Source organism: Jiella pacifica, from assembly GCF_010500815.1.
Classification (GTDB): domain Bacteria; phylum Pseudomonadota; class Alphaproteobacteria; order Rhizobiales; family Rhizobiaceae; genus Jiella; species Jiella pacifica.
In genome coordinates, this window is record NZ_JAAAMG010000017.1 from 57,034 (window position 1) to 69,224 (window position 12,191).

At 66.8% G+C, this 12,191-nt stretch carries 8 protein-coding genes; 2 read left to right on the forward strand and 6 right to left on the reverse strand.

From position 1 onward, the window contains the following. Positions 1-174: 174 nt before the first annotated feature. From GTK09_RS18730 to thrC, 4 genes are all read right to left on the reverse strand, one after another. Positions 175-3,063 carry an EAL domain-containing protein gene (locus GTK09_RS18730; protein WP_163465014.1) on the reverse strand — a complete coding sequence of 963 codons (2,889 nt, stop codon included), beginning with the start codon at positions 3,061-3,063 and terminating at the stop codon, positions 175-177. A gap of 152 nt (positions 3,064-3,215) precedes the next feature. Next, complete coding sequence (locus GTK09_RS18735) at positions 3,216-3,860, reverse strand: GNAT family N-acetyltransferase (protein ID WP_163464962.1); 645 nt, start codon at positions 3,858-3,860, stop codon at positions 3,216-3,218. 82 nt (positions 3,861-3,942) lie between these two features. Further along, a complete protein-coding gene (locus tag GTK09_RS18740; protein WP_163464963.1) occupies positions 3,943-5,244 on the reverse strand; it encodes a M16 family metallopeptidase in 1,302 nt (433 codons plus the stop codon). Continuing rightward, entirely contained in the window at positions 5,241-6,659 is a 1,419-nt protein-coding gene (gene thrC, locus GTK09_RS18745) for a threonine synthase (protein ID WP_163464964.1), read from the reverse strand. Before thrC ends, GTK09_RS18740 begins: the two co-directional genes overlap by 4 nt. A 129-nt stretch (positions 6,660-6,788) precedes the next feature. On the opposite strand from thrC, the gene GTK09_RS18750 reads away from it, so the two are divergent. After that, positions 6,789-7,373, forward strand: a complete 585-nt coding sequence (locus GTK09_RS18750) for a hypothetical protein (RefSeq protein ID WP_163464965.1) — start codon at positions 6,789-6,791, stop codon at positions 7,371-7,373. Positions 7,374-7,513: 140 nt separating this feature from the next. On the opposite strand, the gene GTK09_RS18755 is transcribed toward GTK09_RS18750, so the two are convergent. Continuing rightward, positions 7,514-9,298, reverse strand: a complete 1,785-nt coding sequence (locus GTK09_RS18755) for a methyl-accepting chemotaxis protein (protein ID WP_163464966.1) — start codon at positions 9,296-9,298, stop codon at positions 7,514-7,516. Positions 9,299-9,815: 517 nt separating this feature from the next. Continuing rightward, entirely contained in the window at positions 9,816-10,496 is a 681-nt protein-coding gene (locus GTK09_RS18760) for an HAD family hydrolase (RefSeq protein WP_163464967.1), read from the reverse strand. 223 nt (positions 10,497-10,719) lie between these two features. Here GTK09_RS18760 and GTK09_RS18765 point away from each other — a divergent pair, with 223 nt between their 5' ends. Then, complete coding sequence (locus GTK09_RS18765; protein ID WP_163464968.1) at positions 10,720-11,859, forward strand: site-specific DNA-methyltransferase; 1,140 nt, start codon at positions 10,720-10,722, stop codon at positions 11,857-11,859. Positions 11,860-12,191: the final 332 nt, after the last annotated feature.

Below are 12,191 nucleotides of genomic sequence, written 5' to 3' on the forward strand. Positions count from 1 at the left end.
GAACGCCCGAACGTCTGAAGTTTTAGGCGCTTATCCCCGACGCGGCGGTAGATCCTCGGGACAAGCCCGAGGATGACGCCGCGGGTGAGGGAACGCATTAAAATCAAGCGCTTGAGCGAACTCAAGGCGACCGGCCTTCTATGCCGCCTTATGGGCAAATCGCGCCCGCGCCTCTCAGCTCGCCCGCTTCAAGCTCGCCGCCCGGTCGACCAGAAGCCGCCGGGCCGTCTCGAAGTTGAGCGGGGGCGAGAAGGCGAAGCTCTGGGCGTATTCGCAGTTCAGCTGACGCAGCTGGACGATGTCGCTTTCGTTCTCGACGCCCTCGGCCACGACCTTCAGACCCAGATCATGCGCCATGGTGACGATCGAATGCAGGATGATCGGACGCTGCGGCTGGTTGTTGTTGCGCAAAAACGACTGGTCGATCTTCAAGGTGTCGAAGGGAAAGCGCATCAGATAGGCCAGCGAGGAATGGCCGGTGCCGAAGTCGTCTAGCGACAGGCCGACCCCGAGATCGCGCAGCCGGGCGAGCAGCTTGGCCGACCGCTCGGGATTGTCCATCACCATGGATTCGGTGAGTTCGAGCTTCAGGCAGGTCGGTGGGAGCTTGTAGCGTTCGAGCACGCTCTTGACGTCGGCGATGAGGTCCTGGCGGATCAGCTGACGGCTCGAAATGTTCACGGACATGAAGAAGCTGTCGTCGCCGGTCGCCCGGTGCAGATCGCCGAGCCGCTTGGCCGCTTCTTCCAGGGCGAACTGGCCGAGCGAGACGATCAGACCGGTGTTCTCGGCGATCGGGATGAACTCGGACGGCGAGATCGTGCCGCGGCGCGGATGCTCCCAGCGCAGCAGCGCCTCGAAGCCGGCGACCGTTTCGCCGGCGAGGTCGACGATCGGCTGGAAGGCCAGCGACAGTTCCGAGCGCTCGAAGGCGCGCCTCAGGTCCGATTCCAGCTGCAGCCTGCCGGCACCGATCGACTTGTAGGCCGGGCGGAACGGCTCGATCCGGTCGCCGCCGAAGCGCTTGGCCTGATACATGGCAAGCTCCGCTTCCTTCAGCGTCTCCTCGCTGGTCGCGCCCTCGGCCCAGCCGCTGAGACCGATCGAGCCCGTCAGGACGATCTCGCGGCCGGCGAGCGAGATCGGCGCCTTGATCGCCTCGCGCAGGATTTCGGCGAAGGCGGCGACGGCCCCGACGTCGCTCTCCGAGACGAGGATCAGGCCGAACTGGTCGCTGCCGAGCCTTGCGAGCGTGTCCTGGGGTTTCAGGATGCGCTTCAGCCGCCGTCCGACGGTGAGGAGGATCGTGTCGCCGACGGCGAGGCCGAAATCGTCGTTCACCTGCTTGAAGCGGTCGACGTCGATGACGAAGATGGTCGGGCGGACGTCGTCCCGCGTCGCCGCCAGGATGCCGATGGCCTCCAGCCGGTCACGGAACAGTTCGCGATTGGGAAGGCCGGTCAGCTGGTCGTGCAGCGCGTCGTGGAGCAGGCGCTCTTCGGCCTTCTTCTGCTCGGTGACGTCCTTCAGCGTGCCGACGCAGCGCGTCACCTCGCCGTCCGAGCCGAGCACGGGGCGGGCCCGCAGCTGCATCCAGTGGTAATGTCCGTCCTCGTCGGTGACGCGGAACTCCTGGACGATGCGGCCGCGGCGATGCTCGATCACCGTGTCGAAGGTCAGCTTGAATCGGTCGCGATCGTCCTGGTGAAGGATGGGGAGCCAGTCGCGCGCGGCGCCGTTCATCGCCGCGATGGGCATGCCGGACAGGGTCTCGCCGTCGGCGCCGACAAAGATGCGGTCGCGCGAGACATCCCAGTCGAAGACGGCGTCGCCGGCGCCGGCCAGAGCCAGCGAGCGCCGCTCCATGTCCGACAGGAGCCCCTGGCCGAAGCTGCCGCCGGCAAAGCCATGCTGCATGACCGTGAAGCCGATGAGGAGCACGATCAGGACGAGGCCGCCGCCGAGCGCCGGCTGGATGATGTCGTTGTCGATCCGGCCGGTGACGGTCATCCAGCTGGCGGCGAGCCACAGGATGATCAGGCACCAGGTCGGGATGAGCATCACCGCCCGGTCGAAGCCCTGGAAGGCGAGGCCGACGATCAGCGCGAGACCGATGCCGGCGGTGGCGGCCAGCGACAGGCGGGCGATCCCCGAGGCGACGACGGGCTCGAAGGCGGCGAGGCCGCCGAGGCCGGCCAGGAGGCAGAGCCAGACCAGAAGCGTGATCGACAGCGCCCGATGCCAGCGGTTAAGATTGAGATAGGCGAAGAGGAACATCGCCAAAGTGAATGCGAGGGCGACCTCGGTGCCGGCGCGCCAGATTCGCTCCTGACCAGGGGCGAGCGGCAGAAGCTTCTGCCAGAAATCGAAGTCGATGCAGATATAGGCGAGCACCGCCCAGGCGAGCGCGGCGGCCGCCGGGAACATCGCCGAACCCTTGACCACGAAGAGGATCGTCAGGAACACCGCCAGCAGGCCGGCGATGCCGAGGACGATGCCGCGATAGAGGGTGAAGGCGTTGATCGTATCCTTGTAGCCGTTCGGCTCCCAGAGCCTCAGTTCCGGCAGTTTCGAACTGGTCAGTTCGGCGACGAAGGTGACGACCGAGCCGGGATCGAGGGTGACGAGGAAGACGTCGGCGTCGGTGCTGCTTTGTCGCTCCAGTGCGAAGCCCTGGCTCGGCGTGATCGAGGCGATGCGCTGCGAGCCGAGATCGGGCGACAGGATGCCGGAGCCGACGAGCCGGAAATGCGAGGCGACGACGAGGCGATCGAGCTGTTCGTCGGTGTTGTTGGCGAGCGCGAAGACGGCCCAGTTGCCGGACGCCTCCGGCGCCTTCGCTTCGACCTCGATGCGCCGGACGATGCCGTCGGCGGCCGGCACGGTGGTCACCTGGAAGTTGCGGCCCTGGCCGAAATAGAAGTCGGTCGCGGGCTCCAGATCGATGGCGACGTCCTCGCCGGAGACGCCGACCGGCTCGAGCGCCATGGCGGGCTCCATCCGGCCGGCCAGAAGCAGAAACGTGAGAGCGACGAGCAACCAACGCACGATGATGAAACGCATCCCCTCCGGCGCTTTCCCTTGGGCCGGCCCGGCCATCGCGTCGGTCACGCGCGGGTGGTCCTTGCCGCCAAAACTCGTTCCCGTCCCATTCGTCGTTGCATTCGCCGCCACGTTGGATTGTCGCAGTCTTCGGCAGACTGGTGCAGTTGCAGTCAACCGTTCAGCTCGACGGCGCCGGCCGAGACCGGCCGGCGGGCCGGGGCGTTAGCCACCGAACGCGACCATTCTTCGGCAAGGAGAGCGTATAGGCAATGGTCTTCCCACTTTCCGGCGATCTTAAGGTAACCGCGCAAATGGCCCTCGCGGGTAAAACCGCAGCGTTCGAGCAGCCGGATCGACCGCTGATTGCTCGGCAGGCACGCCGCCTCGATCCGGTGCAGGCCTTCCACCTCGAAGGCGAAGAGCTTCACCGCCTCCACGGCGCGCCGCATGTGCCCCTTGCCGGCGAAGCGCGCCCCCATCCAGTAGCCGAGCGTCGCCGACTGGGCAACGCCGCGGCGGACATGGCCGACGCTGATGCCACCGAGCAGCGAAGTCTCCGTCGCGTCGAAAAGGAAGAAGCTGTAGCCGGCCCCCTCCCGCGCCTCCTGATCGTAGCGCGCGATGCGGCGGCGGAACGAGGCGAAAGTCAGTTCGTCGCCCGTCCACACCGGCTCCCAGGGGGTGAGGAATTCCCGGCTCTCCTCGCGCAGGGCCCGCCAGGCGGAGAAGTCCGACCGGCGGGGCAGGCGCAGGACGATTCCCTCGCCGGTCAGGACAGGCACGTTCGGCCGGCTGAGATAGTCGATCAGGCCCATGGCGTGGTTGCTGGTGTTGACGGATTGCTACGCTGAAAGTCGGTTAGCCGAGGAGCCCGCGCCGTCGCAAGACGGTCATGTGTCACCGCCCGGCGGCGGCCCGCGGCGATGGCCCGCGATCGAGGCGCGCGCCGAGTTCGCCGAGATCGGGAAGATGCGAGACCGGGCCGATGGCGGCGAGCGTCGGCGTCGAGCCGGAGAAGATCCGGCCGGCGAGATCGGCGAGCCGCGGAGCGGTGATCGCATCGAGCCTTGCGATGAGTTCGGCGTTGGGGATCACCTCGCCGTTGAACATCAGCTGCCGGGCGATCTGGCCGGCGCGCGAGGCGGGGCTTTCCTGCGACATCAAAAGGCTGGCGCGCATCTGGGCCCTTGCCCGCGTCACCTCCGCTTCGGTGATGCCGTTCGCCGCCGCGACGAGTTCGTCGATGATCACCGGGGCGAGTTCGGCGAGTTCGTCCTCGCCGGTCGCCGCATGAATGCCGAAGACGCCGCTGTCGGAAAAGCTCCAGTGGAAGGCGTAGATCGCGTAGCAGAGGCCGCGCCGCTCGCGCACCTCCTGGAAGAGCCGCGAGGACATGCCGCCGCCGAGGATCAGCGACAGCACCTGGGAGGCGTAGAAATCCCGCGCGTAATAGGGGCGCCCCTCGAAGCCGAGGACCATCTGGGCGTCGGCGAGTTCGCGTTCCTGGCGAAATTCGCCGCCGACATAGGTGGCCGGGTTGCGCGCCTCGGTGGCCGGCGGGGCCGGCACGGCGCTCGAGCCGAGCGCGGCCGAGACCTGGGCGACGACCGCCTCGTGCGAAACCGCGCCGGCTGCCGAAACGATCATCCGGTCGGGGCCGTAGTGGCGGGCGAGATAGGCCCTCAGATCGTCCGGCGTGAAGGACTTCACCGTCTGGCGCGTACCGAGGATCGGTCTTCCGATGATCTGGTCGGCGAAGGCCGCCTGCTGGAAATGGTCGAAAACGATGTCGTCGGGGGTGTCTTCCGCGGCGCCGATCTCCTGCAGGATGACCTGCTGCTCGCGCTCGAGCTCGGCCTCGTCGAATCTGGAATCGACCAGGATGTCGGTCAGGATGTCGATCGCCAGCGGGACGTCGTTCTTCAGCACGCGGGCGTAGTAGGAGGTGGTCTCGACGCTGGTCGCGGCGTTGAGGTCGCCGCCGACGTCCTCGATCTGTTCGGCGATCTGGCGCGCGGTGCGTCGGCTCGTACCCTTGAAGGCCATGTGTTCGAGCAGATGGGCGATGCCGTGCTCGTTGGCCATCTCGTCGCGGGCGCCCGCCTTGACCCAGATGCCCAGCGCCGCGCTTTCCAGCGTCGGCATGGTTTCGGTGGCGATGGTGAGGCCGTTGGCGAGCCGGGTGATCTCGACGCTCATGGCCTTGCTCCCGCCATTGCTGCGGCGCGCGTGCGCGCCTTGATGTAGTCCTCGACGGCGGTCAGATCGGCCGGCAGCCGGTCGAAGCGTTCGGCCCGTTCCATCAGCCCGGCATGGGTCGGCGGCAGGGCCGGCTCGGTTCCGCAGGCCGCCTTCACTGCCGCCGGAAACTTCGCCGGATGGGCGGTGCCGAGCGTGATCGTCGCCGTACCCGGCGCGATGCCGCGGCTCTCGGCGACATTGACGCCGACGGCGGTGTGCGGATCGAGGAGATAGGCGCAGGCGTCGAGGACGCGCCGGATCGTCGCGGCGGTCGCGGCTTCGTCGGTGGAGGCCGCGTCGAAATCCCGGCGGATCGCATCGAGCACGCCTTCCGGCAGCTCGAAGCCGCCCGATTGCGACAGACCCGACATCAGCCGCCGGACGAGGGCGGCGTCGCGGCCGCTGGCCTCGAAGATCAGTCGCTCGAAATTCGACGAGACCTGGATGTCCATCGACGGCGACATCGTCGCCTCGACATTGCCGGTCTCATAGCGGCCGGTGGCCAGCGTCCGGGCGAGGATGTCGTTGGCGTTGGTGGCGATCACCAGCCTTTCGATCGGCAGGCCCATGCGCATCGCGGCATAGCCGGCGAAGATGTCGCCGAAATTGCCGGTCGGCACGGTGAAGGTCAGCTTGCGCCGCGGCGCGCCGAGGCTTGCCGCGCTGGTGAAATAGTAGACGATCTGGGCCATGATCCGGCCCCAGTTGATCGAATTGACACCCGAAAGCCCGACGCCGTCGCGGAAACGGCGATCGTTGAACATCGCCTTGACCAGCGCCTGGCAGTCGTCGAAGTGGCCGTCGACGGCGACGGCGTGGACGTTGGCGGCGCCCGACGTCGTCATCTGCCGCTGCTGGACGGGCGAGACGCGGCCGTGCGGAAACAGGATGAAGAGATCGGTGCGCTCCGAGCCGGCGAAGGCGGCGATCGCCGCGCCGCCGGTATCGCCGGACGTCGCGCCGACGATGGTGGCGCGCTCGCCGCGCTCCTTCAGGACGTGGTCCATCAGCCGGGCGATCAGCTGCATGGCGACGTCCTTGAAGGCGAGCGTCGGCCCGTGAAACAGCTCGAGGACGAAGTGCGCCGGTCCGATCTGCACCAGCGGCGCGACGGCCGGATGGGCGAAGGTCGCATAGGCCTCGTCGATCATCGCCCTCAAGGCCCCAGGCGCGATGTCGTCGCCGACGAAGGGGCGGAACACCGCCTCGGCAACGTCGGCATAGGGCCGGCCGGCGAATTCCTCGATCATGGCTGGGGAAAACTGCGGCCAGCTTTCGGGCAGATAGAGCCCGCCGTCGTCCGCAAGCCCCTTGAGAAGGGCGTCGGCAAAGCCGAGAGTTTCGGCTTCACCGCGCGTACTCACATACCTCACGTCTTCAAAACTCCTTGCCGGAGCGGCCGTGAACCGGCCATCGTCCGTCTTGCCCGCCGGCGGTCGGGTCGCCTATCCGAGATCCGGCTGATATAGAACCGCCCGTCACAGTAAGGGAAGAACCCAGCGATGCATACCGTGCCGGCCACCCGGAGCCTCCTCGTCGCAATCCTCGCGGCAAGCCTTGCCGCCTGCACGACGGATAGTGTGCAGAACACCGATCTCGGTCCTCCCGCCGCCGCATCAGAAGTTGCGACCGCCGAGCCGGCCTCGGCGCCGGACGACGCAGCGGTCCGGACGGCTGCGGGTGAAAGGACGGAAGCGCGCTTCTGTCCGCAGGCATCGATCCGGGAAGGCACGTCGACCATGCAGAACAAGGACGGCGACGCGCTCGACTATCAGGCGGTGATCGTCAATGCAAAGCGCGATTGCCGGATCGTCAACGGCCAGCTGCAGATCACCGTCGGGGTCGAGGGACGACTGATGCCTGGCCGCGCGGCGAAGAACCGCACCATCGAACTGCCGATTCGCGTCGCGGTCGTCGGCCAGGACGGGGTGATCTATTCCAATCTCGGCAAGCTTTCCCTGCCTGTCAAAAAGGGCGGGACGGCCCAGACCTTCCGCTATGTCGAAGACAAGATCCTTATCGCCCCGGCTGCGGGCGGGGTCGTCGTCTATACCGGTTTCGACGAAGGCCCGCCGAAGCAGGGCTGAGGCTCGGCTCGGCCGGCGCTAAAACGCAGGACGACCCGGGGCGGCGATATCGCCCCGGGCCGCCGGTTTGATGTCTCTGACCGGTGGTCCGCCACATCGGCCGGCGATGCGGGATCGGCCCTGCCGGACAGGCGCGCTGCTCAGAACTCCGTCCAGCTCTCCTCGCTCGGTGCCGCCTTCAGCGCCGTGTTGCCGACCGTGCGACGCGCCTGGTTCGCTGCCCGAGGACGGACGGCAGTCGGTCTCGCGGGTACCTTCCGGGCCGCCGCCTTGGCGTCTTCGGCGGTGCGAAAGCGCCCCATGAGGGTGGCCAACTGCTCGGTCTCGGCGCTGAGATTGCGGGCGGCGGCCGTCGTTTCCTCGACCATCGCGGCATTCTGCTGCGTCACCTTGTCCATCTGGTCGGCGGCGGTCGAGACCTCCCTGAGCGTGCTCGCCTGCTGCTCGGCATTGCGGGAGATCTCGGCGACCAGCTTGCTGACTTCCTGAACCCGGGCGACGATCTCCTCCAGCGACTTGCCGGAGGCGCGGGCGAGCTCGACGCCGCTCTCGACCTGCTCGGACGAGGTCATGATCAGGCCCTTGATCTCCTTGGCGGCCTCTGCCGAGCGCTGGGCGAGCGCGCGAACTTCCTGTGCCACCACGGCGAAGCCCTTGCCGGCCTCGCCGGCCCGCGCTGCCTCGACGCCGGCGTTGAGGGCGAGGAGGTTCGTCTGGAAGGCGATCTCGTCGATGACGCCGATGATCTGGCTGATCTTCTGGGAAGAGCCTTCGATGGCGTTCATCGCCGTGACCGCCTGGGCGACGACGGTGCCGCCATTTTCCGCATCGCGAAGCGCCGTCGCCGTCGCCTGGTTCGCCTTCATCGCGTCGGACGCGGTGCCGTTGATGCCGCGGGTGATCTCGGACAGGGCGGCGACGGTCTCCTCGAGACTTGCGGCCTGCTGCTCGGTGCGCTGGGAGAGATCGGACGCCGCCGTGTTGATCTCGCTCATGCCCTCGCCGATCGTCGTCGTGGCACCCTTGACCTGGCTCATCGCATCCTCGAGGCCCGAGAGCGCCTGATTGAAGTCCGACCGCAGCTGGTCGAGCTCGGGCGTCAGAGGCATGGTGATGCGCCGGTCGAGCTTGCCCTCTGCAAGATCCGAGAGCGCCGAGGCGATTTCGGCCACCGCCTTGACGCGAGCCGTGACGTCGAGCGCGAATTTGACGACCTTGACGACCTTGCCGGAGGCATCGAGGATCGGATTGTAGGCGCCCTGGATCCAGACTTCCCTGCCGCCCTTGCCGACCCGGCGGAACTCCGCGGCCTGGAAGCGCCCGGCGCGCAGATTGTCCCAGAATGTCCGGTAGTCGGCATGGTCGCGCTGGGCGGCGTCGAGGAACATCGAGTGATGCTTGCCGGTGACTTCGGCCAGCGAGTAGCCCATCGTCTGCAGGAAATTCTCGTTTGCCGTCATGATCGTGCCGTCGGTCGTAAATTCGATCACTGCCTGCGAGCGGGCGACGGCGGCCATCTGCCCGGCATAGTCGACGTTGAGGAGGCGTTCTTTGGCGTCGGCCCATTCGACGACGAAGCCGACCGTGGTGCTGCCCTCGCGCAGCGGCGTGACGAGCAGGTCGAAAACCCTGGCGCCGACCCTGATCGTGGCATTGTGGGGGTTCTGCAGCGTCGCCAGCATGTTCCGCTGATGGCTCGGGTTCTTGTGGAAGATGTCGATGTTGCTGCCGACGAGCGTATCGACGTTGAAGCGGGAGAGTTCCTGCTTCAACTCCGGCTCGGCTTCGCGCAGCAGGCGCTCGAGCGCGGGATTGAGGTAGGTGATGTTGAGCTTCGCATCGGCGATCATCACGTTGGTACGGAGCGCGTTGATCGCTGCGATCTTGTGAGCGGCGAGGCCGTTACGGCGGAAGGGGAGGGACATTCGTTTCTCTTGAAAAGGGGTGCGACCAACGGACTGCCTGCTCGATGGGACCGGCTGCGCATGAAACGCCGCCGCGGAACCGAGGTGGGTTTATTGATGAGTTGAAAAAAATAAAAATCGTTTAACGTGAGATATCGAGTTCTTGGGAGTTATTGCTTGTGCCGACGCGGAAACTGCTTTGACTTGCAGACTATTCTGAAAACTGCCGATCTTTGCGCAGACCATCGAGGGCCGAGATCGGGTGGCGACGTCGAAGTCTCGAGCCGGAGAACGAAGGGAACACCGATCGGGAATGGGCGGCCAGCCCGCAACTTGCCGACAGCGACGAAGCGATCTCGCGGCGCGAGTTCGCACCCTGGATCCGGCGCTGCGCAGGCTCGGCGGGGCTGCGGCATTGTGGCTTGCCGCTGGCGGTCAAGATCGATCGACACTTGCCGAAGCAAGTATAGCATCGACGAGCGAGTGCTTCCCTTGGGTAAGAATGCGGCGATTGCAAGGGCGGTGTTCTGCCCGTGCTTCAGCCGTCCTGCCACTCGGCGAAGACCTCAACGACGGCCGGAAAGTCGGCGAGCCGGTTGATCACCGTCTCGGCGCCTGCCTCGGTGAGCGCATCGGCATGGCCGGGATAGCTGTGCCCGGCGCCGGTGAAGCCGACGACGCGGCATCCGGCCGCCTTGGCGCCGGTGACGCCATGCACGGAATCCTCGATGACCACGGACTGCGGCCCCGCCACCTCGAACACCTTCAGGGCATGGAGGAAGACGTCCGGCGCGGGCTTTGCCCGGCCGACGTCGCCGGCACTGAAGACATGGGGACGGAAGAAATCCCACAGGCCGACGTGGTCGAGCTCGAGCTCGAGGCGGGCGGCGCTCGAATTGGAGCAGATGCAGCGCGGCAGTTCCAGCCGTTCCAGCATCTCCCGCGCCCCGACGATCTCCTCGGCCTCGCTGCCGAGCCGGCGGTCGATCTCCGCGTCGACGCGGTTCATGAAGGTCTCGGAGAAGCGGTGGCCGGTCTCCTCGCTGAGCCGATCGAGGATGGTCTTCCAGGTCAGACCGGCAAAGCGCGCCGCCGATTCCGCGGCATCGAGTTCGATGCCTTCCTCGCGCAGCATTTCGGACTGGACCTGCGCCGCAATGACCTCGGAATCGATGAGGACGCCGTCGCAGTCGAAGATGATGAGCTGTGGCTTCGCCATTGCGGCCCTTTCTGGGATCTTGGGCGGGGTGTCGTCGTCGGAAGGAGGAGAGACGCCCGGCCACGGGGCCCTAGCACGGCGGCGCGCGCCCGCAAACCGCTCCTCGCCGTGCAGCAGCCTTCTGCGGGCCGGGCCGGAACATTCTTCGCCGACTTTATCGATTGTTTACGCTGTTCGGTAACCATGCCCGATATCGACTGTTCCCGCGTAGATGGTTTTTGTCATGGCTCTTTCCCGCTCCGCCCTTCGCAAAGCCTTTCCTGATCCGGCACCCGACGTCCGGGACCGCATCCTGAAAGGACACTGCGTGTCGCAGATGGAAGCGATGCCGGAGAACTCGGTCGACGTGATCTTCGCCGATCCGCCCTACAACCTCCAGCTTGCCGGGGACCTGCACCGGCCGGATCAGTCGAAGGTGGATGCCGTCGACGACGCATGGGACCAGTTCGAGAGCTTCCAGGCCTACGACGCCTTCACCCGGGCCTGGCTGCTCGCTGCCCGGCGCGTCCTGAAGCCGAACGGCACGATCTGGGTGATCGGATCCTACCACAACATCTTCCGGGTCGGCGCCTCGATGCAGGATCTCGGCTACTGGATCCTCAACGACGTGGTCTGGCGCAAGTCCAACCCGATGCCGAATTTTCGCGGCCGCAGGTTCCAGAACGCCCACGAGACGCTGATCTGGGCGTCGCGTGACCAGAATGCCAAGGGCTACACCTTCAATTACGACAGCCTGAAGGCGGCGAACGACGACGTACAGATGCGCTCGGACTGGCTGTTCCCGATCTGCACCGGTGGCGAGCGGTTGAAGGGCGAGGACGGCCAGAAGCTGCATCCGACGCAAAAGCCCGAGATGCTGCTGGCGCGGGTCATCCTCGCCTCCACCAAGCCCGGCGACGTCGTCCTCGACCCGTTCTTCGGCACCGGCACGACCGGAGCGGTCGCCAAGCGCCTCGGGCGCCACTACGTCGGCATCGAGCGGGACGAAGACTACATCGCGGCCGCCGAGCAGCGGATCGCCGCCGTCGAGCCGCTTTCGGCCGAGAGCCTGGAAATGGCCGCCGGCAAGCGGGCCGAGCCGCGGGTGCCCTTTGCCAGCCTCCTCGAGGCCGGGCTGATCGAGCCCGGCACGCAGCTGACCGACGCCGGTCGGCGCCACGTCGCCCATGTGCGGGCAGACGGGACGGTGTCGGTCTCCGGCGAGGCGGCGTCGATCCACCGGGTCGGGGCGAAGGTGCAGGGTCTTGCGGCCTGCAACGGCTGGACCTTCTGGCATGTCGAGACGGAGGGGCAACTGCGGCCCATCGACGAGCTTCGCCGGCTGGTGCGCGAGCGCATGGCGATCACTTCACGCGGCGCCTGACGTCGCGACGGACGGGGGGCGGAATTCTCCGATCGGCGAGAGCGTCTCGACCTGTGGCGTGGAAGGCGGCATGCCGCTGCACGGCGGCGCTTGTGACAGCCCCGGGAGCCGAGGCGCCTCGTTCCGGCGGAGCATCACGACCTGAGGTCGGTCCGGAGGGAAGGTGATCGTTCGACAGACGCGAGATTTTGCTGGTGCCGTCCGGTGACGAATTCAGTCGATGCCGACGGCATCGGCGATGGTCTGGAGGACGGGCGAAACACGGGCTCCCCGCGAAGCGACGAATCCGACGGCGGGACGCCCGGTCAAGTGACCCGAGAGACTTCAGGGGC